18 protein-coding genes are annotated in these 24,727 nt (G+C 47.5%); 12 read left to right on the top strand and 6 right to left on the bottom strand.

Features of this window, described 5'->3' with window-relative positions; genetic code table 11:
• Nucleotides 1-26: 26 nt before the first annotated feature.
• Nucleotides 27-1,715, top strand: a complete 1,689-nt coding sequence (locus AC58QO_RS18070) for a hypothetical protein (protein ID WP_497267917.1) — start codon at nucleotides 27-29, stop codon at nucleotides 1,713-1,715.
• 224 nt (nucleotides 1,716-1,939) lie between these two features.
• On the opposite strand, the gene AC58QO_RS18065 is transcribed toward AC58QO_RS18070, so the two are convergent.
• A complete protein-coding gene (locus AC58QO_RS18065; RefSeq protein WP_497267916.1) occupies nucleotides 1,940-3,340 on the bottom strand; it encodes an MFS transporter in 1,401 nt (466 codons plus the stop codon).
• Nucleotides 3,341-3,403: 63 nt separating this feature from the next.
• Nucleotides 3,404-4,003, bottom strand: a complete 600-nt coding sequence (locus AC58QO_RS18060) for a TetR/AcrR family transcriptional regulator (RefSeq protein WP_497267914.1) — start codon at nucleotides 4,001-4,003, stop codon at nucleotides 3,404-3,406.
• Nucleotides 4,004-4,168: 165 nt separating this feature from the next.
• Between AC58QO_RS18060 and AC58QO_RS18055 the strand changes: the two genes are divergently transcribed.
• The 6 genes from AC58QO_RS18055 (at nucleotide 4,169) to AC58QO_RS18030 (ending at nucleotide 14,014) form a co-directional block, all read left to right on the top strand.
• Nucleotides 4,169-6,496: an AraC family transcriptional regulator gene (locus AC58QO_RS18055; RefSeq protein ID WP_497267912.1), complete on the top strand. Its 2,328-nt coding sequence runs from the start codon at nucleotides 4,169-4,171 to the stop codon at nucleotides 6,494-6,496.
• A 185-nt stretch (nucleotides 6,497-6,681) separates the two neighbouring features.
• Entirely contained in the window at nucleotides 6,682-7,674 is a 993-nt protein-coding gene (locus AC58QO_RS18050) for an ABC transporter permease (RefSeq protein WP_497267910.1), read from the top strand.
• A gap of 1 nt (nucleotide 7,675) precedes the next feature.
• A complete protein-coding gene (locus tag AC58QO_RS18045; protein ID WP_497267909.1) occupies nucleotides 7,676-8,554 on the top strand; it encodes a carbohydrate ABC transporter permease in 879 nt (292 codons plus the stop codon).
• A gap of 99 nt (nucleotides 8,555-8,653) precedes the next feature.
• Nucleotides 8,654-10,198 (top strand): type 2 periplasmic-binding domain-containing protein, encoded by a 1,545-nt coding sequence (locus tag AC58QO_RS18040; RefSeq protein WP_497267907.1) that lies wholly within the window; start codon nucleotides 8,654-8,656, stop codon nucleotides 10,196-10,198.
• Between the two features lie 75 nt (nucleotides 10,199-10,273).
• Nucleotides 10,274-12,586 (top strand): glycoside hydrolase family 95 protein, encoded by a 2,313-nt coding sequence (locus tag AC58QO_RS18035; RefSeq protein ID WP_497267905.1) that lies wholly within the window; start codon nucleotides 10,274-10,276, stop codon nucleotides 12,584-12,586.
• Complete coding sequence (locus AC58QO_RS18030; protein WP_497267903.1) at nucleotides 12,587-14,014, top strand: alpha-L-fucosidase; 1,428 nt, start codon at nucleotides 12,587-12,589, stop codon at nucleotides 14,012-14,014. It abuts the gene before it with no gap.
• A 54-nt stretch (nucleotides 14,015-14,068) separates the two neighbouring features.
• Here AC58QO_RS18030 and AC58QO_RS18025 read toward each other — a convergent pair whose 3' ends face one another.
• The 3 genes from AC58QO_RS18025 to AC58QO_RS18015 form a co-directional block, all read right to left on the bottom strand.
• Nucleotides 14,069-14,887, bottom strand: a complete 819-nt coding sequence (locus AC58QO_RS18025) for an alkaline phosphatase family protein (RefSeq protein ID WP_497267901.1) — start codon at nucleotides 14,885-14,887, stop codon at nucleotides 14,069-14,071.
• A 17-nt stretch (nucleotides 14,888-14,904) separates the two neighbouring features.
• A complete protein-coding gene (locus AC58QO_RS18020) occupies nucleotides 14,905-15,765 on the bottom strand; it encodes an EamA family transporter (protein ID WP_497267899.1) in 861 nt (286 codons plus the stop codon).
• 80 nt (nucleotides 15,766-15,845) lie between these two features.
• The gene (locus tag AC58QO_RS18015) at nucleotides 15,846-16,799 is read right to left on the bottom strand and encodes a metallophosphoesterase family protein (protein WP_497267897.1); all 954 of its coding nucleotides are present in this window, start codon (nucleotides 16,797-16,799) and stop codon (nucleotides 15,846-15,848) included.
• Between the two features lie 275 nt (nucleotides 16,800-17,074).
• Here AC58QO_RS18015 and AC58QO_RS18010 point away from each other — a divergent pair, with 275 nt between their 5' ends.
• From AC58QO_RS18010 to AC58QO_RS17995, 4 genes are all read left to right on the top strand, one after another.
• On the top strand, nucleotides 17,075-17,845 hold the full coding sequence (locus tag AC58QO_RS18010) for a DeoR/GlpR family DNA-binding transcription regulator (RefSeq protein ID WP_497267895.1): 771 nt from the start codon (nucleotides 17,075-17,077) through the stop codon (nucleotides 17,843-17,845).
• A 134-nt stretch (nucleotides 17,846-17,979) separates the two neighbouring features.
• Complete coding sequence (locus AC58QO_RS18005; protein ID WP_497267893.1) at nucleotides 17,980-19,407, top strand: spore germination protein; 1,428 nt, start codon at nucleotides 17,980-17,982, stop codon at nucleotides 19,405-19,407.
• Complete coding sequence (locus AC58QO_RS18000; RefSeq protein ID WP_497267891.1) at nucleotides 19,404-20,474, top strand: GerAB/ArcD/ProY family transporter; 1,071 nt, start codon at nucleotides 19,404-19,406, stop codon at nucleotides 20,472-20,474. The genes AC58QO_RS18005 and AC58QO_RS18000 overlap by 4 nt, the downstream gene beginning before the upstream one ends.
• Nucleotides 20,471-21,583 (top strand): Ger(x)C family spore germination protein, encoded by a 1,113-nt coding sequence (locus AC58QO_RS17995; RefSeq protein ID WP_497267889.1) that lies wholly within the window; start codon nucleotides 20,471-20,473, stop codon nucleotides 21,581-21,583. Before AC58QO_RS18000 ends, AC58QO_RS17995 begins: the two co-directional genes overlap by 4 nt.
• A gap of 245 nt (nucleotides 21,584-21,828) precedes the next feature.
• Here the strand turns inward: AC58QO_RS17995 and AC58QO_RS17990 are convergent, their stop codons facing one another.
• The gene (locus tag AC58QO_RS17990; RefSeq protein ID WP_497267887.1) at nucleotides 21,829-22,773 is read right to left on the bottom strand and encodes an AraC family transcriptional regulator; all 945 of its coding nucleotides are present in this window, start codon (nucleotides 22,771-22,773) and stop codon (nucleotides 21,829-21,831) included.
• A gap of 123 nt (nucleotides 22,774-22,896) precedes the next feature.
• On the opposite strand from AC58QO_RS17990, the gene AC58QO_RS17985 reads away from it, so the two are divergent.
• A complete protein-coding gene (locus AC58QO_RS17985; RefSeq protein WP_497267885.1) occupies nucleotides 22,897-24,660 on the top strand; it encodes a glycoside hydrolase family 35 protein in 1,764 nt (587 codons plus the stop codon).
• The last annotated feature ends 67 nt before the right edge of the window (nucleotides 24,661-24,727 follow it).

Below are 24,727 nucleotides of genomic sequence, written 5' to 3'. Positions count from 1 at the left end.
GAGCCAGAGAAGGTGAGGGGATCGTTATGAAAAAATCACGTTATTACCCGTTTGAACGCAATCGGTATTTCTATGGGAAGCTGCTGACGGTCAGAGATTTCGAGTCCGAGCAAAAGTATTTCAATGACAAACGCAGAATGATGAATCGGTTGCTGCATGGCTCTGGTGTTCTCACTGGTTTGCAGGTTGTAGCTGTTGATGAGAAGTCGGTTTCGGTTGAAATGGGAGCTGCGATCGATGCCTTAGGACGAGAAATTGTCGTACCATCTCCGATGACAATGAAGCTGTCGATGATGGATGGTTTTTCGAACAATCAGTATGCCAAAAATGTATACCTGTGCATCGCCTATGATGAAAAGGAAAAAGAACCGGTTCACGCCGTAGCGAACTCTTCCGTCCGTTCGGACGAAATTAATGATTATAATCGTGTGCTGGAAAGCTATCGTCTGTTTATCCGTGAGGATGCGCCAGACCCGGCTTCGCTGCCGCTGGCTACATTGTCAGATCAGACGATCGTGTTGTATCAGAATAAGCAAGTGCGTGTCCTTCAAACGACACCACGCTATGTGAATCCTGGACAGTTGTTTGAGATGACGCTGCGTTTTGAGAAAACGTTGAAAGCAGGACGATTGTCCTTTCAGTATGAGCTGGATGCTCATCGCGTTGAGGCGATCAACGGAACGAAGATCGTGTTCCAAGAGCCGCAAGATGCGCAAGAGAGCGAATATGAAATGAAGGTGCTGCTTCGCGCAGATAGTACAGCTTCTGTGAAAGCGACAGTTGGGGTGCAAGCAGGCACAGCGGCTTTGATGCTGGATGATCGGCAGCTGGAGCTGCAAGCACAATCCGTTGGCGAGATTAGCATTGTGGCTGAAACGATCAAAGAGCGTTTGATGTCTGATTTCGTAAAGCAATCCTTGGAAGCATCCTTAGAAGCTCCATCGGAGCCTTGCATCTATTTGGCCAAAATATGTTTGATCCAAGTGGGACCGACTTATGTCATTGAAAGTGTGGAGCAAGTGCCGTTCGGCGAATACGTCTACAATACATCTGTGATGTACCGACTCGGTCAAGCTAGTCAATATCAGGAAGAAACTGCCGGGCAATTCGTAACAAAGTCCAAGGTGAAAACCTTGGCACCAGGGCAAAAGCCAGAGCTGAACGTGAATTACAATCCCCTGATCAGCGAGCTGTCTTTCGATTTGGGCATTCCAGCTGGCGGTGGCAGTGGGATTGCCGGTATCGTGAGCGGCTATGTCGATATTCCAATCGATCCTTTCACGAAGATTGCTGTGTCTCCTTTTGGGCGAGCGATGAAGAGCTTCTACTCGGGTGAAATTGTACACGGCCTCGGTGAGGGAAATGTGTTGATTATCACGAGCTTGGAAGAGCGAAGCGGCGATGCCTTCTCGGATATACTATCTAGCGGAGAACGTGTATATGGCGGTTCTTCGGAAGTATTCAAAGGTAGTGAATTTGAGCCGGATGCACCTGAGGTGAAGATCGGTACAATTGCCTACCCGCAGAAGGGTACATTCCGTATCGGCGTGAAAGTGCAGCAATCAGGCGAGCAAGGCAATGTGCGCGTGCGTTGGTGGGCGTATAGTGCTGAGATGGCGAGTGCGGTGCAAAGTAGCAGTGGAAACGGCGACTCCTTGGACGAAGCGTTGTCCGCATTGCGGGAAGCGGCTTCGGCGGGTAGTGACGCGGAGTAAGTAGATAGGACCGTTCTGAACAAGTTGAATTGTTCGGGACGGTCTTATTTGTAGTGAAGGAGTAAGTAACTATCAGCTCCATTGGATAAATCCACTCAAAGGGTAAGTTAGGCCGGCTTGAGGGATTCCAGTGGATATATCCAATCAAATACCCTTAATGTGGCAAGTTTATGCTCATTCCAATGGATAAGTCCACTGTAGATGACAATTACCTACTAGTTATACTAGGCAGCGGTTGTTGCTGCTTTCACCACGCCATTCCGCTGACGCTTCTGCCTCCCAAAACTGACATAATACAAACCCAGAATAACAAGCTGCGAACCCGCCAACACGAAGTACATATTGCTAAAAATAAAGCCAGTCACGCTGCTGAACAAAGGGTTCCAGCTAGGAATCGTTGTCGATCCCAGATCGACGGCTTTCCCATAGAGGGAGATGGCGATGCCTTGCCCAATGAAGTTGGCCATGGCCAGCATGCCCATCCCAACGCCAACTTGATCCGCTGGCAGCGTCCTGGAAACCGAATTGGAAACGGCAATCGTGATGAACGACTGACCGACGTTTCCGAGAAGGAGAAAGGCTGCAATGAACAGCGGCGAGCTGCCAGTAAACGTCGAAAGCAGGATAAAACTGGCCAGCAACAGGCCGGATGCGATGTACACGACGTACGAATTGCCCTTGGCGTCAGCGAGCTTGCCGCCACGACGGCCAAATAGGGCAGAAGCAACAGCGCCAGGCACCATGGCGAAGCCAATCCAAACGGATGGCAGCTGCTGAACATCGGCGAGCAGAAGCGGGCTGACCACATAGAGTGAGCAGCAGGTTCCACTAACGAGGAACGAGATCGTGAGTCCGAGTGTGTATTTTCGATTGTGGAACAGCGCTGGCGCGATGAAAGGCTCCGTAGCGGTGCAAATACGCGCGATGAATAAGCCTAGAGCAGGCAGTGCGCCAAGCACAAGCCAGATGTTAGTCGTCACGCTGAGCAGAAGCAAAGCGATGGTGATGGCAAGCAGCACGCCGCCAAGCCAATCGAATTTGCCTGCTTTACCAGCGGGCTCGGTCCCTAAGTAGGTGCGGTAAAAAGGGAGCGCAACCAGAATAAGCAGAGGCACAGCGAATAGCCAACGCCAATGCAGCGTGCTTACGATCAAGGCCGCGATAACGGGGCCGAGCGCGTTCCCGAACGCGAGCCCGACAGCGGTCATGCCGAGGGCAACGCCTCTTCGCTCCGGCGCAAAGTAGCGCAGAGGAATAATCATCGCGGTTGCTGGAATGACCGCAGCGCCAGCGGCTTGCAAGCATCGGCCAATGAGTGCCATGCCGAAGGTGTGAGAAGTGAGTCCGAGCAAGGAGCCTGCTGCGAATAAGAGGAGTCCGAAGGTAATTAGACTTTTGAGCGTATAGCGGTCAGCCAGCTTCCCGTATGTGACTGCGCCAATCGCGTAGATCAGGATATAAGCCGAAGAGAGCCAACTTACTTGGGCGATTGTTAGGGAGAATTCTTCGCTGATTTTGGGAAGAACGATGTTAAACATGATGCCGCTCATCATCGAGAGGCTCAGGGTGAACATGAGGATACGCATCAATTTGTCACCAACTTGAGGCGATGCTTTCGTTGTCATGGAGTTCCACATCCTTATTTGAAATGACTGTCAGTACTTACTGACATACGGGTGAGAAAAAAACTAGGGCCGTAAAGCCCTAGCAAATAATTTCACGCTCTCTTGCACGAATGGAGCTAAGGTGATACCTGGATAGCTTCTATTAAGATCGAGTTCGTTCATGAACGCCCCGAAATGCATCATAATGAATGAAAAGGCATGAAGCTCGGGGTTCGTTGTAACGATTTTCCTCTTCGCAGACATGTCGATGAAATAATTCGTAAGTATCTCCAACAGCTGTTGAGGATGCTTCTGGGTACGAGCGCGAAAGCCGGGCAATTGGCCTTCATCTTCTTTGAGGGAGATTTGAATCATTTTCCGATTCCGATTCATGATCTCGTGATATGTCATGGTAACTAGGAGGAGATCTGTCTCCAAATCCCAGACGAGCTTCTCGGCAAACAGCTTCTTCATCTCTTCCGCGTAATGATAGCGGTCGAAGGCAGCTTCAAGAAGCTTCTGTTTGGTGCCGAAATGACGGAATAGCGTCTTCTCGCTGAGGCCTGCCGCAGTAGCGATTTCCAGCGTCGTTACTCCGTTGTAGCCTTTTTCCGCGATTAAATGGAGTGCTGCTAATAGCAGTTTATCGCTGCTTCCCATCTTGCTGATACTGCTGCCGTCCATAGTATCCCTCTCTCACAACAATGTCAGTACTCACTGACATTTAGTTTAAGCTGACTAGACGATAAAGTCAATGCTCCATTCAGATTAGTCTTTTTGTTCAAAATGATTGATTTTATCTTAATAACCGATTAAAATGCTCATTAATCTGTTGTCGAGGTGATTACCGTGCGGAAAGTACTTATGAACTCTTGGAAGCGTTTTTTTCAGCGCAAAACGATTTTTCGCAATATGGTGACCCTGTCATTATTCGCTGCGATTATTCCCGTCCTGCTCGTTGGGGTAGGGAGTTACTTATATTCAGCATCTGCCGTTCAAAGTGAAGTGAATCAATCGAATGTACGGATCTTGAACAACGTTTCTTCGACCATCGACTCGACGTTGGATCGGATTCAAAACAATGCGATTCAAATGCTGTTGGGCTACTTTTTTAGCTCGAACCTGACAGAATTGAAGAACACTAATTACACAGGCTTTTACTCTGGTATTTCTAGCGAATTATCTGCGCTGATGAATGGGAACAAAGAGGTTGGCGACGTGGCGATGTATGTGCCGGATGAAGGTTATTTGACTTCGCCGATATACGGTGGGAGAAGAATTGAAGGCATAGCGGAACGCGAGGCGCTGCTCACGGAGCTTAAGACCGAAGACCAGCTCAAATGGGTGATCGGACCTTACTCGAATTTGCCAGGTTATAACGTCAAAGGCGTTACTTTAATTGCCAAGGCACCGCTGCTAGCCAAACAGCCGATGGGACTTCTTTTTATCCGTATTGATGAAGCACTGTTCCAGAACATTATGAAACGGTTTATCTCTTACGAAGGAGAACAAATGTTTATTCTGGATGCGAAGGGTACGCTGGTTACATCAGTGGGGAGCGATGCAGTGCCTCAGGGCTTGTTAGATTTGGTCGAACAAAAGCGCACGGAACAGCGGTTCCAATTCACTTTTCAGGGAACCGATTATATGGTGACGCCAATTATCTCTTCGTATAACAAGTGGCAGTATATCAACATGGTACCTATCCAGCAATTGAATGCCAAATCGAACGGGATTAAGCTGATCACGCTGGCTATCGTTGTCGTTTGTTTAGTGTTCGGAGCACTAGTCACGTTGTGGGGGACACGGCGCGTGTATCGACCGATTCAGAATCTGGTTGCTCTTGTCAGAGGGGGGCAAGTCGATGATACGGAAACCGATGAAGTGGGCTTTATGCACAAGCGGTGGGCAGAGTTAAGCAATACGGCTAGCGACATGCAGCAGCAGCTCAGCGACCAATTGCCGCTGATACGTGAAATTTTTGCCTTGCAGCTTCTACAAGGACATTTTCTTCACTATTCTACGGATCAGCTTGCTGAAATGCTGCGCAGGTACAACGTACCGGCGGAAAAGGAAAGCATTGTCATCGTGGTCGCCTTCGATCTACCATCGGACGGCACGTTGCGTTTTCAGGAAAATGACCGTGATTTAATTGTTTTTGCCGTAAAAAATATAGCCAGTGAACTTATGCAAGCCCATGAAATGGAAGGTATTGTTATTAATCTGCTTAATGATCAGGTCGCTGTTTGGCTGTATCGTGATCCTTTGAAGGTCGATGAGGAAGGGTCCGACATCAAACTATTTGCTGAAAGGCTGAGGCTGCTTGTCTCTGACTACTTACGTCTACAAGTTACGCTTGGACTGAGTGGAGAGAGCGAGCATATGAGTGAACTGCCTGAACTGTATGAGGAAGCGCTGCTTGCAGTCCGCTCTAGGATGATTGTTGGCGGGAATCAAGTGATTGCCCATACGGGTGGTAAAAGCCATTCGGACATGCATTATCGGTATCCGCTTGAAATCGAAGCACATTTCGAGAATTCGTTGCAGCTTGGAGACAGGGATGAAGCGGTGCGGATGATGGATGAGTTCGCGAAAGCTATGGGGGTTGCCATTCAGAAGCCTGAGCTGATTCGTATGTCCTATTATCGACTGCTTACAGCAGCAATTCGTACAGCTTACGTACTGGGATTAGATACCGCACATCTTTTTGGAGAGACGAGTTCGGATCCCTATCTCCATATTCGCAATATGAGTACAACACTTGAATTGAATGTCTGGTTCAAAGAGAACTTGGTTGAGCCAATTGTTAGTTATGTGCATGGCAAACAGCATCAAGAGCATGAACAGTTAATAGAGAAAGTTGTCCGGTATATGGAGGAGAACTACCATTTTGACTTGTCGCTAGACCAATGTGCACAAATTTGCGGATTAAGCCCTCATTATTTGAGTAAACTGTTCAAAAAGAAAATGGATCTCTCCTTCATTGAGTATTTGACGAAAATAAGACTTGATAAGTCTATTGAGCTGCTTCGTACCACCGAGTTATCGGTTTCGGATATTGCGGAGCGAGTCGGATATCAGACCAAAAACTTTATTCGTGTGTTTAAGAAGCATATGGGCGTGACCCCTGGGCAATACCGCGGCACAGATGATGAAAATCCCGATGCGCAATTATAGTTCATGCCGTTCAGCTTAGGCAAAAAAAGTGAATAATGAGCAGAGAAACCCCGTAGTTACGGGGTTTCTCTTTTTTTGTCCTGAGGAATAATGCGGTTAAGAATTGGTCATTGTCCCTAGTGCTTAAGGTCATGTACGATCGTTTCATGCAAGACAGCGAGAGGCAAACGTGATAACGAGAGGTGATGACATTGTCGCATAGTGGATTGGAACAGCTTCACAAAGCGTTACCGAGTGGACTGGAAGAAGAAGCTGCTTCCAAGAAATCATGGGTACAAGAGTGGCAGGTCGCGCTGAAGCGTGACAAATATTTATATCTGATGGCTGCGCCGGGGTTGCTGTTTTTCCTCGTGTTCAAATATGTGCCGCTATGGGGATTATTGCTGGCCTTCCAAAATTACTCCCCTTATTTAGGGTTCTGGGACAGCGAATGGGTTGGTTTGAAATACTTTCATGAGTTTTTCGCGAATCCTGATTTCATGCTGCTGTTTCGAAATACGATGGCGATTTCCCTACTAAACATTGTGTTTTTCTTCCCCATTCCGATAGTGGTGGCGCTGCTGCTGAATGAGGTAAAGAAATTAGCATTCAAGAAATTCGTGCAAACGGTTATTTATTTACCTCACTTTCTATCATGGGTCATTATCGTTGGGATTTGTTTCCTCATCCTGGGTCAGGGCAGCGGGGTTATCAATCAATTGATCGTCGAGTTCGGCGGGCAAAAGATTGAATTTCTGACGGAGCCGAATTTATTCTGGGCGATGCTAACGGCGCAGAGTATCTGGAAGGAAGCGGGATGGGGCACGATTATTTTTCTTGCGGCACTTGCAGGTATTAACTCGGAGCTGTATGAAGCGGCGCAAATTGATGGGGCAACCAGATGGCAGCAGATGAGAAATGTCACGATTCCTGGGATCAAAAGCACAATCATCGTTCTGTTAATCTTGCGTCTAGGCCAAGTTATGGATGTGGGCTTTGAACAAATTTATTTGATGGCCAGCGGCCCGGTAGCACAAGTAGCAGATGTATTTGATACGTATGTGTACCGCGTGGGTATTCAACAAGGACGATTCAGTTATGCGACGGTGGCAGGGCTTTTCAAATCCGTAGTAGGACTTATTCTAGTCGTCTCGGCGAACCGATTAGCCAAGAAATTCGGAGAGGAGGGACTTTACTAAGATGGATAAAAGTATAGGATCGCGGGTATTTAATGCCCTTAATTATACGGTACTAACGATATTCGGATTGATTACGTTGCTGCCGTTCATTTACGTCGTTATCATTTCATTTACCGATCCAACCGAGTATTTGACCAAGTCGTTAGTCCTGATCCCTGAGAATTGGAGCTTGGCTGCTTACGAATACATCTTCTCAACGAACGCCTTCGTGCATGCGATGGGTGTTAGCGGAATACTAGCTGTATTCGGTACTATTCTTAGCTTAATTGTAACGAGTGCGCTAGCCTATGTGCTTTCTCGTAAACGATTGAAAGGGAAGAAGTTCTTTTTGGTTGCCATCCTTATGACGATGTTGTTCAACCCGGGTATGATTCCGAACTATCTGCTCGTTGATAGTCTTGGTTTGATGGATACGATCTGGGCGCTTATTTTACCGGCGCTGACGAGTGCGTGGTATGTGTTCTTGATGAAAAACTTTTATCAGGAGATTCCGGATGAGCTTGAGGAAGCGGCCAAAATGGATGGCTGCTCGGATATCGGTGTATTCATCCGTATTATGCTGCCAATTTCCGTCTCGGCGCTTGCAGCTTTTGGATTATTTTACGCAGTAGCTTACTGGAACACGTACTTTAGCGGTGTTCTTTATATCAACCAAGATTCGCTGCGACCGCTGCAGGTGTTGTTGCAAATGCTGCTCATTTCCGCTTCGCAAATGGCTGATCCTTCGATGGCTGCCATGCTGGAAAGTGAGAGAACCGTACCTCCACAGGTTATCAAAATGGCTGCAGTTGTCCTTTCTTCTTTGCCGATTGTTATGGTGTATCCATTTTTACAGAAATATTTTGTCAAAGGCATGATGGTTGGCTCTGTGAAAGGTTAAGTCAGCGGCACTGAAAGGGGTGATTTGGGCTAGGAGACCGTGGTAAGGCAGGACGAGGAATTTGATAGTATAATAATCATATAAACGGGAGGTCTTTACATGAAACCAATGGTAAAAAAATTGGCCGTTATCCTAACAGCGACTGGACTTGTCGCTTCCTTGGCGGCTTGCGGTAAAGCATCAGATGAAGGGCAAAAGCCAGCGAGTACAGCAGCAACTACAGCAGCAGCCAAACCTGCGAAGCCAACGGATATTTCCATTACGACCCTTGCCTTTGCTGCAGCACCGACAGGTGAGTTAGAAGCCGTCAAAAAGCTGAATGAAAAGCTAAACGTCAATCTAAACCTAAGTTGGATTCCATCTGCTCAGATTTCGGAAAAATTGAATGCGTTATTGGCATCCCGTGATCTGCCAGATGTACTTTTCGTAGAAGATTTCAACGCAACCCCAGCTTTCCTGAATGCTATTGATCAAGGTGCTTTCTGGGATCTTAGTCCGTATATCAAAAACTATCCGAATCTAGCCAAATATCCAGATAACGTATATAAAAATGCCTCAATGAAAGGCAAACTCTACGCACTCCCACGTGTAAGACCACTGGACGGTCATGAGGCGCTTTTGATCCGCAAAGATTGGCTTGATAAACTGGGCTTGCAGCAACCGAAAACGATGGATGAACTCTACACGGTTCTGGATGCTTTTGCGAAGAAAGATCCAGATGGAAATGGCAAAGCGGATACCTATGGCGCTGTTATGCCAGGATCACCTGGACCAGCAAGCTATTTGCTCTCGATGTTTGGTGCTGGTACGAAGTGGAAAGATCAGAACGGCAGCTTGATTCCGTATTGGTGGACACCACAAGCGAAAGATGCCCTATCCTTCTGGAATAAAACGTACAAAGCAGGCGGCATTCTTCCAGATATGCCCGTACTGAAGACAGCGCAAATCAAGGATATGCTTGTTCAAGGAAAAGCAGGTTCAGCCATTGCGAACGTCATTGATGCCTATAAATACAATGTTGAATTACAAAAAGTAAATCCACAAGCCAATCTTATCGCTGTCGAACTGCCGAAGGCTTCAGATGGCAAAGCATATTACGAGCAAGCGAGCGGCTACTATGGTCAATTCTTAATCAACAAAAAATCAGTAGACGAGGCGAAGCTGAAGAAAATTCTCGAAGTCTACGACTATACAGCTTCAGTTGAAGGCTATAATTTAGCGGTTTACGGCATTCAAGATGTCGACTACAAAGTGAAGCCAGACGGCAGTGTTGAGCAAACCGAAGAAGGCAAGAAAAAAGGATATTCAGCGGATACGACTGGCCAATGGGTAACGGGCTATTTCGATAAATATACACGGGCGAAAGTATCTGGTATCCCGACTGACGTGTATGAGGCGAATAAAAAAGTGGTTGATGGGATCAGTTCCATCCCTGATCCAACGTATGGCTTGATGAAGTCGACGCCATTTAAAGAAAAAGGCGCAGATTGGGATAAGAAGTTGAACGATATGATCGTCAACGTCATTATCGGTAAGAATACAATTGAGGATTGGGATAAGCTCGTGAAACAGTTTAAAGACGATGCAAGCTTCCAGCAGCATATTAAAGAGACGAATGATTTCTTCAAAGAGAAATCGAAATAAAAAAGGAGTGAGCCCGATGATGCCGATTGCTGGCCTTATCGGGTTTTCTTTTAAATAAGATAGGTGGTGATCCTTGTGTGTGCGCAGGATTTGAAATTATGGTATCGAAGTCCCGCTGAGAAATGGGTGAATGCGCTTCCAGTCGGTAATGGGAAGCTTGGAGCGATGGTATTCGGCAGAGTAGCTGAAGAACGGATTCAAATCAATGAAGATTCCGTGTGGTACGGGGGACCGAAGAAACGGGAGCAAGCGGATGCGCATAAGCATCTGGAGGAAATTCGCAGGCTGATGTTTGAAGGACGGCCGCAAGATGCCGAGCATTTGGCACGAATGGCGTTAACGCCAGCGCCCAAGTACTTTGCGCCTTATCAAACGCTTGGGGATATTAGCTTGTATTTTCGAGGAATGAATGGAGAGACAAGTGATTATATTCGTGAGTTGGATCTGACTACAGGGATTGCTACAACGTCCTTTGTTATGGATGGCGTGAGATGCCAACGAGAGGTCTTTGCGAGTACGGTCGATCAGGTGCTTGTAATTCGTCTGACTTCGGATCGACCTGGCGGGATCAGCTTCTCTACGAATTTGAGCCGACGCCCATTCGAAGGCACAACAGGTAAACTAGGCGCGGACAGCATTGTGATGCGTGGGCAATGTGGGCCCGATGGGGTCCATTATGAGGCGGTTTTGAAAGCCGTAGCCGAAGGTGGGCACGTGCAGGTTATCGGTGATTTCGTCTCTGTGGAAGAGGCGGATCATGTTACGTTGTACGTGGCAGCTGCAACTACATTTAGACATCAGGAGCTGCTTACTGTATGCCAATCTCGTATCGAAGCGAGTAGGGCCAAGGGCTATGAGTCCGTATGCGAGGATCATGTTAAGGATCATCGTTCCTTGTTTGAACGTGTTCAACTTGAGCTGGAGGATCCCAATGATGCTGAATTGGCAGCGTTGCCGACGGATGAGCGGCTACTTCGCATTCAGGAAGGCAAAGCAGATCACGGACTGATATCCTTATTTTTTCAATATGGCCGCTACTTGCTTATGGGTAGTTCACGACCAGGCTCACTGCCAGCTAATCTGCAAGGCATTTGGAATGAGAGTCATACGCCGCCATGGGAAAGTGATTTTCATTTGAACATTAACTTACAAATGAACTACTGGCCAGCTGAAGTGTGCAATCTAGCGGAATGTCATGAGCCGGTATTTGATCTGATGGACCGGCTGCTTGAGAATGGGCGTCAAACAGCTCAGGAGATTTACCGTGCCAGGGGTTTTGTGGCTCATCACGCTACGAATTTGTGGGCGGAGACGGATATTTGCGGTATCTATGTACCGGCTATTTTTTGGCCGATGGGTGGGGCTTGGATGTCCTTGCATTTGTGGGAACACTATCGTTTCAAGGGGGATAGGGATTTCTTACAAAACAGAGCGTACCCGATCATGAAGGAGGCTGCGACGTTTTTTCTTGATTTTCTCGTGGAAGATGAGCAAGGTCATCTAGTTACGGTCCCATCTCTTTCACCGGAGAATACATATCGATTGCCGAACGGCAACACGGGCCGACTGAGCATTGGACCGTCGATGGACTCGCAAATTATACATAGCCTTTTTGGTGCTTGTATCGAAGCGGGAAAGGTGCTCGGCGTAGATGAGCTTTTCCTTGAAAAGCTAGATCAGGTAAGGAAGCGATTGCCAGAACCAGCGATCGGCAAGCATGGCCAACTGATGGAGTGGGCCGTTGATTATGAGGAAGTAGAACCTGGCCACCGCCATATTTCGCATTTGTTTGCACTTCACCCAGGTGAGCAAATTACCGTACATCATACGCCAGCATTGGCTGAGGCTGCACGTCGTACCCTAGTCAGACGGCTTGCGCATGGAGGCGGTCATACGGGATGGAGCCGAGCTTGGATCATCAACTTCTGGGCGAGATTGCATGACGGTGAGGAAGCTTATACCAATTTGATGGAGCTGCTAGGTCATTCTGTGCATGCGAGTCTTCTAGGTGACCACCCACCCTTTCAAATAGATGGTAACTTTGGCGGAACTGCGGCTATTGCAGAAATGCTGTTGCAATCCCACAGAGATGAAATTCTGTTACTTCCCGCATTGCCAAAAGCATGGAATAATGGCAGAGTAAGCGGCTTGCGTGCCCGGGGCGGCTTTGAGGTTGAGATCGTCTGGCGTAATGGACAGCTTACAGAAGCGGCGCTGGTTGCCACACAGGATGGCATGTGTACGATCCGCAGTGAATTAGCTCTTGCGGTAGCTAAGGATGATGGAGATCCTGTAGCGGTACAGGCGTGTGACAGAACAGTTTATTCTTTTATAGCAGAGTCGGGTAAACGGTATAGAGTTGCTCTAGCGGAGAGGAGTGTTAGTTAAATGGCGGTTTCCATAGAAGAAGCTGTGAAGATTGTTCCTTCTCCACGCCAGTTGGCGTGGCAGCAAATGGAGTTTTATGCATTTATACATTTCGGTATGAACACATTTACGGGGAGACAGTGGGGATTAGGTGACGAGAACCCTCAGCTGTTTCATCCTACGGAATTCGATGCTGCGCAGTGGGTCGAGGTTTGCCGGTCTGCTGGCATGACGGGGATTATCCTCACTTGTAAGCATCATGATGGATTTTGCCTCTGGCCAAGCGCCTATACAGATCACTCGGTGAAATCCAGCTCATGGTTGGACGGACAGGGCGATGTTGTTCGTGATCTGGCCGAGGCATGCCGTGCTCAGGGATTGAAATTTGGTGTGTATGTTTCTCCATGGGATCGTCATGAGCCTAGTTATGGGGATTCTCCCTCGTACAATATCTATTTTCAAAATCAATTGCGAGAGATGCTTACAAGCTATGGTGAGATTTTTTGCGTTTGGTTTGATGGTGCTTGCGGCGAGGGCAGCAACGGGAAAGTGCAGGTCTATGATTGGGAGGCAACGTATCAAATCATTCGTGAGCTGCAGCCGAACGCTGTCATCAACATCTGTGGCCCTGATGTTCGTTGGTGCGGCAATGAGGCCGGACATACACGTGAATCGGAATGGAGCGTTGTCCCTGCGTATATGAAGGATACAGAGAAAACCCACGCTGAGTCGCAAAAGGTGGATGATACCTCATTCTCACAACGGATCAACACAGAAGGTGAAGATTTGGGCAGTCGATCTATTTTGGCTCAAGTGGACAATGTCATTTGGTATCCGTCAGAAGTCGATGTATCGATCAGGCCCCAGTGGTTCTATGATCCCGCAGAGGATGACAATGTCAAAACCGTCGATGAATTGATTCATCTATACGAGAGTACTGTAGGCGGCAACAGTGCGCTTCTGCTCAATATTCCACCTGACCAACGTGGGCTTATTCACGAGACAGATGCCCAGCATCTGCGTGAATTGGGGCAATGGCTTCGTCGCACCTATGGGGTGGATCTAGCTCAAGGGGCGAACGTGAGAGTTTCTCACACTAGGGATCGTGGCATGGATGCCCATCATATCACGGACGGTCGATCCGATACGTATTGGTGCCCTCCCGAAGGGATCGAGCAAGCGGTGCTGGAGATCGATCTTGGCAAGGAAATGACATTTGATCGTATCGTGCTGAAGGAGTATATTCAATCCGGACAACGAATCGAACGCTTCCAATTAGCCTGCAAACAAGGAGAAGAGTGGGTGGCATTGTACCAGGGCACAGTAGTCGGATATAAGAAAATATGCCGATTACCGGAGACGAAAGCGAGGTATATTCGTCTTAGCATCTCAGAATCTCGTGTGAATCCGACGCTAAGCAGCTTTGGTGTGTACTTTACGGGAGCGTGATGCTCCATAAAAAAGGAGTTAAGCCGCATATAGCTGCTTAACTCCTTTTTATGATTAATGATGGCGAAACAATCCCTTGGGCAATTTCCCCTCCCAAGAAGCAGGAGCCTCCAGTCCAAGGGCATGTACGACAACGGCGGCTGTATCGGCAATGTCGACGTTAACGAGCTTGCTCCCTGGCTCGATACCTGGGCCTGCGCAGCTCCAGAAGATCGTTTTATCTAGCGGATGATCACTGCCGTGATCGAAAGCATGCTCACCGCCGCCACCGTGATCCGTGACAGCGATAATGAGGCTGTCGTCCATGAGTCCAGCCGTCTCTAGCGCATCCAAGATGATACCCGTGTGACGGTCCGACTCTTCAATGACATGAATCTGACCAGGTGTGTTATATCCATGTTGATGACCTGCAGCATCTGGTAGATCCAATTGCACATAAAGCAATTTGAAATCAGTGTTTTCACGTATGTATGCCGCTATGGCTTGGACTAGCTCACCATCGGGCATGGAAACTTTATGAACACCGATTGAGGGCTCAATAATCCCATCGTTAATCGGCTTCCAAGCACTATAAGCTGCTAGCTTGGCATCCGGGAAAGCTTCCCGCACCACGCGGAAAATCGATGGATAGGGTGAATCAACAGGGAATTCTTCCTTCTCAGCTTTGGTATTGGTAAGACCATGCTTCGCAGGATCAACCCCATGCAACAGTGTGCCCCAACACTGCGCGCTGATGGTAGGCGAAGCGGTTTGCGCTTCAAGGGTGCAGGCACCCGCTGCAAACAAACGGTTCAAATTCGGTGTATGAGCATCTTGGACAAAGTTGCCGGCGCCATCCCACCCGATAATAATGACACGATGACAAGTCTTCATTGTGTGTCCTCTCCTTTTTAGCCCCAAAAGCTGATCATGAGAATGCCTATTAAGATGAGAATAGAGCAAAGAATGCGTAAAGTACCTTGTTTCTCCTTGAGGACAACGATCCCCAGAATGGTTGCAAAAACAGTCCCGATTTCACGCAACGGGGAGATATGTGCGACGGGGGCGTATTTCATGGCGAAGAGGAACAGCAAGTAGGAAGCAGGATTGAGAATCGCGCCAAGTAAAATCGTTTTGAAATTCAACTTCCACTCTATGCGCAGTTGTTTGGAAGCGATAACAATTGGCGTAAGTCCCGCGACAAATCCGATATTGGTTACTTCTAATAAGGAGATCGCTGAAATGTGTGCGAGATTCAGTTTATCGACGAGTACGTAGCAAGTCGTACAAATTCCCACACAAAGCGCCATAAGAAATGGCTTAATAGATCCCATAGATGAAGCGCCAGAGCGGAAGCTGGCGCAAATGCCGCTGAGCGAAATAAAGCCAAAGACCATACAGAGCAGACCTATCCATCCATAGATGGATAGGGATTCGCTCAGAAACATGACACCGACAACTGGAATGAATAGGGTGCTGGTGCCCCGCATAATTGGATAAATTTGCGATAAATCTCCCATCGTATAGGTGCGTGAGAGCAAGAGGGCGTATCCGGCCTGCAAACAAGCGGATAACAGGAGCAAACCGTAAGCAGATAAGGATAAGGGATTAAGCCATAATTCACGGATTAAGGTAGGAAGCAGGATGACGGTGGTTACCATAATGATGGACCATAGGAAGACGCTTTTGTTATGGCTGCTTTTGGTGAACAAGCTCCAGATGGCATGAGCTAGGCCAGAAGCTAAGACTAGTAAGGTTGCTGTGACTAACAAATCATCATCTCCAACTCATTCGTTGCGGCTAAGGAAGTCTCAGGACGGATACTTAGGTTGTTTGCCTCCGATGCCTCCGATCATTCTCCAGGCCGGTGCTCGGGTTGCTCGCTTACGACCGTTCCGTCTGCAAGTCGCAGCCAAGTCTCGAAGCTCCGCTCATCCTGGCGGAGTCGGATCATCCGCGCACCACGGGGGAAGCCTTCTTTGCCATAGGTGTTATAGCCTGTTGCTCTTCCATAACAGAGGCGAATCCCATGGAGCTCGCCCCAATAATCGTTGATGTGATCGTGCCCGACGAAAGTGCCGATGACATCGCCCATCTCAAGCATAGATGCGAACAAGCCTGAGTTAACGGAAGCACTACAGACCGTGTCTTCATAAAAATGCCCGTAGCAGGTTTTCGTGTCCCAAACCTGCTTATATTCAGGAAGCGGGATATGGAAGAAGGCTAGTGCGGGCAATATGTGACCGTCGGCTTCCTCTCGAAGCTGAGCGGACTCTTTCCTGTACCAGTCGATTTGATCATTGCGAATCCAATCATAGCCTTGGATATGCGGAATTGGTGAATAAGCGCCGGAATCAAAGAAGTATAAATTGGCTTTCTCTACCCCGTTCGTGTCTTTAATAGAAAGCCGGTAGTTACCTACGCCGTTAACTCCCTCGGGACCACGCTGAGCTACCGTATGGGGATACGTGAGGACGGCATTCATAAGGTCATCACGCGTAATCATCGTCTCTGTATCATGATTCCCGAATACGACGGCCCACGGAATTCCACGAGCTTCGGTCGCTGTAATGGCATATTGAAAGGCTTGCAAAGGATCCTCACATTCAGGCTCTCCAGGCGTTATATACCCTGTATAGATGACGTCTCCTGTAAAAACCACGAGATCAGGGCATTCGGCATCGAGGATATCTGCCATGAGTTGTTGCGTCTGCTGATCTAGTGCACCGCCATCTTTACAATGTAAATCAGTGAACTGTGCAATTGTAAACGTACGGTCTTCTCGAAAAACAAGTGAGTGCTGCATACGTAAATCCTCCCGTTAATTCGTTTGCTTAAACATTGTATTTGTGTGGTTTCATAACAAATTCTTGTTGTTTGTTGACAATTGTAGTCCTTGGTTAAGTAAGCTGTCAATGAGTATTTTCGCCTAAGCACACAATGCCAGTTAGTTGACAGTTCCGTTCCCTCGAAATACAATGATAAAAACAACATAAAACAACAGCATTTCATTGAAATCGGTCATTGAAACGGATGCTTACAAGGTAAGCTATGTTCTGGGATAACGTCTAGGAGGCCATTATGTCATTAACATACGAAGATCGCAGGACGACGATCCTGAATCAGTTGGAGCTAGAAGGGAAAGTACAGGTTCATCATCTGTCTGAAATGCTTACGGTTTCAACGGAAACTGTGCGTCGGGATTTGGATCGTTTGGAAAAGGAAGGCAAGCTGCGGAAAGTGTATGGCGGCGCGGTCAAAATGCGGATGGAGCTAGTGGAGCCTCCCTTTCTGAATCGGGTCCAAATGATGAAGCCAGAGAAAGCGGCTATTGGTAAGCTAGCCGCCTCACTCATTCAAGATGGTGAAACGATCATGTTGGATAACAGCACAACGACGATCGAAATCGTCCCCTTTTTGAAAGATAAGTCGAATGTTACGCTCATTACCAACTCGATCCCAATTCTAAATTTGGCAATGGAAACGTTCCAGGGAAGAATTATTTTCGCAGGTGGGGAAGTGAGCCAGGAGTGTCGAGCGGTGATAGGCTCCCTGGCTGATCAGCTGCTCGATCAATTTAAAGTGAACAAAGCGTTCATTTCCGCAGGCGGTATCTCCTTACATGATGGTTTAACAGACTTTCATTTGGCTGAAGCCGTCATATCGCGGAAAATGATGCAGCGGGCCGAGGAAACGATCCTAATTGCAGACCACAGCAAATTTGGTCTATCTACGTTTGCCAGAGTAGCCAAGCTCGAGGAAATTTCCATGCTGATTACAGATCCGGGCTGCCCGAAGGAATGGGTAGATACATTTGAGGCGTTAAGCATCGAGGTGCGCATTAGCGAGTGAAAGTAATCCAATAGCAACGTTACGCTTCCTTAGCGATGAGGAGGCGTTTTTTCATTTCCGTTTTGGATGTATTTGGATAATCTGCGCTAACTAGTAAATACTAAACCAAATGTGATAAGACGGGAGGGGAAAGTATGGAAATCGAACAGGATTCATTTCAAATCTCAGTTGAGATGGAGACGAATATTCGCAACCTTTTCCAATGCTTCCATTCTTCCGATGATGTGCGATCTAGAGCATTCAACTTGCACGGCTTACAGGGAAGCCTCCTCTATCTGACTACAGTAACAGATAAAGATAAGCTGCAATCCGATATCTTAAAACCTTTGCTCCAAGCTGGGGAAGGCCGTCTTGAAGATATTCTTCCCGTAATGGAAATCGAGTTTGTCACCGATCTGAAATCAGCGGCTGACGGGATGCTTCAGGGGAAATGCGCCATTCTGCTGGAGCAAAGAATGGATATTGTCATGGTAGATGCAACTGCAAGAGTTGCTCACAGCATGGGAGAACCGCAAAATGAACAAACGATTCGCGGATCCCATGTAGGATTTGTGGATGACGTTTCCGTCAACGCGCAATTAATCCATCAACGGTTGAAGAATGCAAATTTGGTTGAGCGGCACTTCACACTTGGCGCTGAAAGCCCGACGAATGTAAAGCTGCTATACATGTGTGATATTGCGGATATGAACGTTGTTGACGAGATTATTGCCAATCTGCTTACGAATCAGGCCACCTTTATTAAATCCCCAGGTCAAATCACAGATCGTTTGGAAAGCAGTCATTTATCGCCATTTCCGCAAATGCTGTTTACGGAAAGACCCGATACCACGGTGTCGCACTTAATGGAAGGTCGAGTAGCGCTATTGGTGGATGGCAGCTCTTTTGCAACGATTCTACCTGTGACGTTTTTTATGTTTTTTCAAGCGGCAGATGATTTCAATGTCAGGTGGTGGAACGGGACCTTTTTCCGGTTTCTCCGGTTTATCAGCGTCATGATCGGTATTGCCCTACCATCGGTTTACATCTCCATTGTTTCGAATCACTTTGATATATTGCCGATTGATTTGGTTTTTTCCTTGAAAGCATCGTTGGAAAATATCCCATTCAATCCGCTCATGGAGGCCTTATTCATGATTACCGTGTTGGAGCTTCTCAGGGAAGCCGCGATCCGATTGCCGAAATCGATCGCATCTACACTGTCTATCGTCGGAGGTCTCGTAATCGGAAGTGAAGTTGTCAATGCCAATTTAGTTTCCACGACGATGATTGTCGTCATTTCATTAACAGCAGTGGCTTCGTTCAGCGTACCTTCACATGAAATGCGACTTGCCCTGCGGCTCATCTCTTTCCCAATCATGATTGCGTCCTCGTTGCTCGGTTTTGCCGGCATCGCCTTTAGTTTCAGCCTCTTATTCATGCATTTAAGTAAACTCGAAACGTTTGGCGTACCTTATTTTTATCCGTTTACACCCTTTAAGCCAAGCCGCATTCTGACTGCGCTTGTTCAGCTGCCAAGACGATTCTTAGGCAGGAAAGCGTCCAATAGGAGGCCGTCATGACTCGAGTTCAAGTATTTGCCTTCATTTTGCAAACGCAGATCGGTATTGCCGTCCTCTCCTTCCCTTATGATTTGCATAAAGCTGCGGGTGCAGATGGCTGGATTTCTGTTCTATTGGCTGGCGGTTGTGTCCAACTCATCCTGGTAGCTTTCGCTATGTTATGCCGAAGATTTCCGCAGCAAAATATATATCAATTTGCTCCTCTAATTGTGGGCAAATGGCTCGGGAAAGCGCTCTCCGCGGTGTACATTTTACATTTTACGTTTACGAGCTGTCTGATTTTATTATTGGAAATGATGTTCGTGGAACTATGGATATTACCTTCTACCAACCCAAGCCTCATCATCTTAGCGAATTGTGTGGTTTGCCTTTACATGGCCAAAGAGAATATACGGATTATTGCTCGTTACCATGCCATAATCACCCTATTAATTATTGTCATGCTTGCCATTATGATGACTAGCTTTAAGACGATGGATTATCGTTATCTGCTGCCTGTTGGGCAAGAAGGATTCCACGCGATTTTATTGGGGGTCAAGAGCTCTGTGCTTTCCTTTTTAGGTTTTGAAGTGCTGTTGGTGCTGAATTCCGATATCCGAGCAAAAGGAAAGAGCTTGATTACTCCTATTTTATGGGCGAATGGATTGGCAACCGCCTTTTTTATGATTATCGTTCTTGTCTGTTTTCTAAATTTCAGCCCCGATTCCTTAAGCTTCATTCCGCAGCCAGTACCGTACTATCTCAATGGGATTTCCCTGCCGTTTCTAGAACGATTGGACCTGCTCTTTCTCTCCATCTGGCTGGTTAAAGTGACCGCAACACAGATTAGTTACCTCTATAGCGCGGGTAAAGGAATAGGGTTATTATTTCATAGCAACGAGCACAAAAAAGCCATCTACTATCTCGTCCCCTTTGTCTGTATAACAGGAATCTTTTGGCGATCGGAGAATCGTGTTCAGTACTTAGAGCAAATCACCAAAGTTGACAGTTTTATTATTCTCGGGATTCCGGTTGTGCTCTTAGTGTTAGCCTGGGTCAGAGGGAAAAGAGGACAACTGCCGGTATGAGAAAACTTGTTATCGGATGTTTTATCCTTCTCTTACTTACGGGATGTAACTATCGAAATGAACTCAAAAACCTGCAGCTTATTTATGCTGCCTCGATTGACATTGATGATAAAAATGACATCGTCACGACCGTTACCATTCAATCTCCTGGGGGGAAGGAACGAACAGCACCGGTCCATGAGGTGATATCCGCATCAGGACCTACGCTGCAAGATGCGTTGTTTAAGAAAATCGGGCTGCAAATAGCTGGCCCGATTGGTACTTCCAAAAATCAAGTCATGCTAATTGGCGAAAAGCTGGCAAAACAAGATTTGTCGCAAGTCTTAGACGCTGCCTTTCGGAGTTCCAACGTTCCTATGCTAGCTAAAGTGGCTATTGTTCGTGGGAAAGCTGGCGATTTGATTCGTCTTGATCGTATCGGGTCTGCAACGGTTGGTGAATATCTGCGGAAAATTCTTAAAAGCGCAGGCTATGAAACGGTGATTCCTTCGATAACGCTGCATTCCCTCTACCCTATGCTCCATGACCCAGGTCGTGATCCAGCAATCCCGATTTTGAAGAAAGAGGCAAATAAAGCGGTGGTTGACGGCTTGGCACTCATGAATGAACAAGCATATACAGGCTTTTTTTTAACACCGGAGCAATCAACGTTATATCTATTAATGAATGGGGAGAAAGGCGATATTTGCGTGATTACGAGGAATATCGAGGAGAGTTCCTCCAAAGATGAACCTGCCGATTATTTAGGCCTTAAGATCTCGAATCTAAAGAGAAATAAAAAGGTCTGGGTTGATACGGAAGGGCAAGTGCAGATACAGCTTGATGTGAGAATGAAGGGGACAGTCATTGAATATGCCAAGGATGGCCTTGCAGACAAGCAGAAGATCGAACAATTGAATAAGCGATTCTCCGAGATACTGACGGATGAAGCGAACGATATTTGTAAGCTGCTTCAGCGTGCACATTCCGATGCATTGGGCATCGCGCGGGACGTCATGGCTTTCTATCCAGACGAGTGGAAGAAGATGGACTGGGAGAATGCCTATCCAAAGGCGAATTTCAACGTTTCCATGAAGGTGGAAATTGTTTCGCATGGGATTATTAATTGAAATGACGACTGTTGGATGTATAAAATGTTTTAACTCGGGCAATACTATTGTGTATTGCGTTAAAATGAAACCAGAAGTAAACCTGTTTACCGGATAATGTTCGTAATAAAATATATCCATGATGGAATCGAAAATTGAATGAAGTATTGCCTGCAATATGTTTAATTTCTGCTTTCAGATAAGACGCATGAATGAAGAAGCTGTGATCCATGATCCAGCTTCTTTTTTTGTTGTATACATGCCGCTTATTGATCAGCATGATGCTTCGGCCTGAACTCGCTCGGCGATTGACCCGTCCAGCGCCGAAATTGCCGCGAGAAGTGGCTGGCGGACTGGAAGCCAAGCTTGTCCGCAATGTCCGTCATCGACAAATGCGTCGTGACAAGCAGCTCCTTGGCCAGCTTCAGCTTCATCTGGCTGACATATTGACGCGGTGACAGCCCATACACCTGGGAGAATAGCTTCGTGCACTGGCTGCGGCTGAGACTCAGCTCTTTCGCAATGCCTGCGATAGAGGCTTCTTCGCCGAGGCCAAGCGAAAGCTTTTCTTCGATGGCGTGGGCGATATCTGTAGTGAACAAGGAGGCGTCCCTGCTGGGGGCAGACGCAGCCTGCTCTTGTTGACGCAGCAAATGCAGCACATCATGCACGATGAGCAGGGTATACGATTGCAGCAGCAGCTTATCTTCGAAGCGGAGCGGAAGCTGACGCACTTGATCGTGCAGCTCAAGTGTCTCCACCGAGCGATTGCGATGCATGACAGCCTCAAGCTCACTGACGTAGAACATAAGCTTGCTCTGTTCGGCTTGCTTACGTGGAATATGCCGATAAGCAGCGGCGGCGAGCAGACTACGAATTTCGGTATCGTCAAGGTCAAAATGCACATTGAAATACCCATACGGAATCAAGCCCGAATTGGATGATCGATGTCTGATGCCAGATTTGATCAGCAGCCAGTCACCTGCCTGCATCGTAATCACATCGCGATTCATTTCTTGAACAACTTCACCCTCCGAGCAATACAGCAGCTCAAATAAATGGTGATGATGTCGAGGGAAGTGCCAGCCTGGGAGTTGCAAGCCGAAATGGCAGCCCACTACTTGCAGGGTATTTACTAGGTTAGGGAACCGATATACATCTACCATCGTCGCATTCACGTTCTCTTTCGTGTTGAAGGTTGGCTTCATCATATCACGTCATTGGCACATTTGGTATAGAACATGCTCCATTTGGAGATTGAGAAGATAAGGCCGAATCAGCGATGATGAGAGGAGTAAATCACGACGTAATCGTATAATTCGGAGGGGTCATTTATGGCGATTTTGGCAGCTGGAAATAAGCAATTTCTATTGGACGGTCAGCCTATTCAACTTTTGTCTGGCGCAATTCACTATTTCCGTGTGGTACCGGAGTATTGGGAAGATCGGCTATTGAAACTGAAAGCCTGTGGATTTAATACCGTGGAGACATATTTGCCTTGGAATTTGCATGAGCCGAAGGAGAATGAATTCAACTTCAGCGGTCTTGCAGACGTGGAGAAATTCATCCAACTTGCAGGCAGCTTGGGTCTGCATGTGATCGTACGGCCCAGCCCCTATATATGTGCGGAGTGGGAATTTGGCGGATTACCAGCCTGGTTGCTCCAATATCCGGATATGAAGCTGCGCTGCATGGACGAGACATACTTACAAAAAGTAGATAACTATTATGATGAGCTGATTCCTCGGTTGACGCCGCTTCTGAGCACCAATGGCGGTCCTATCCTGGCAATGCAAATTGAGAATGAATATGGCAGTTACGGAAATGATACGGCATATTTGACCTATTTACGGGACGGCTTGATCCGTCGCGGTGTTGATGTTCTGCTGTTTACCTCAGATGGACCTGAGGATGGCATGCTGCAAGGCGGGACCGTTCCAGGGACGCTGGCCACCGTCAATTTCGGCTCACAGCCAGAAGAGGCTTTCGAGAAATTCCGTCAATATCGCGCGGATGAGCCCCTCTTTTGCATGGAGTACTGGAATGGTTGGTTTGATCACTGGTTGAAGCCGCACCACACGCGAGATGGTGGGGATGTAGCGGATGTTTTCGATCGCATGCTGCGACTCGGTGCCTCGGTGAACTTCTATATGTTCCACGGCGGGACGAACTTCGGCTTCTATAACGGCGCCAACTATCAAGAGAAATATGAAGCGACGATCACCAGCTATGACTACGATTCACCGTTATCAGAGTGCGGGGATGTTACAGAGAAATATCGTGCCGTTCGCAAAGTGATAGCTAATTACTTGGGCAAAACGGAAGCGGAGCTTCCTGCACTGCCTGAGCCCATAGCGAAGAAAAGCTACGGGAAAATTACAATGACGGAGCAGGCAGATTTGCTCAGTCATCTGTCTGAGCTAACCGAGCCTGTAACTCGCATTTCCCCTGTGCCAATGGAGCAGCTCGGGCAAGATTACGGATTCATCGTGTACACGACACATGTATCAGGACCGCGTACAGGTGAAAGCCTTCACCTGCAAGAAGTTCATGATCGCGCGCAGGTGTTCCTAGATAGCGTGTATCAAGGCACGGTGGAGCGATGGGATGCTCGTCCACTCCAGATGGACATTCCTGCTGGGGGAGCGAAGCTGGAGATCCTGGTTGAGAATATGGGGCGCGTCAACTATGGTCCCAAATTAAGAGACTGTAAGGGCATCACCGAGGGTGTGCGGATGAACAATCAGTTCCAATTCGATTGGACGATCTATCCACTCCCATTAGACAATCTAGCAGCAATTCCATTCACACGTGAAACGTCGGAGAACGAAGTGCGGGAGGATCGCCCAACTTTTTATCGCGGGGAATTTACAGTTGAGGAAACCGGGGACACGTTCGTTAAGCTAGCGGGCTGGTCGAAGGGTGTTGTTTGGATCAATGGCTTCAACCTAGGCCGTTACTGGGAAAAAGGACCGCAGGGCACGCTGTATGTGCCAGCTCCGTTGCTCAAGAAAGGGCGCAACGAGCTTATTATTCTGGAGCTGCATCATGCGGAGAAACTAGTTGTGGAATTGACGGATACGCCAGACTTAGGGTGAGTGTCCAGTAGAGGAAGTAATAGAGAGGGCAGTTCGAGGAAACTCGGCTGTCCTTTTTGCTGTATCT

This window comes from Paenibacillus sp. J31R30, assembly GCF_059692115.1.
The sequence above is the reverse complement of the archived record's forward strand: the minus strand, read 5'-3'. Positions and strand labels throughout refer to the sequence as shown.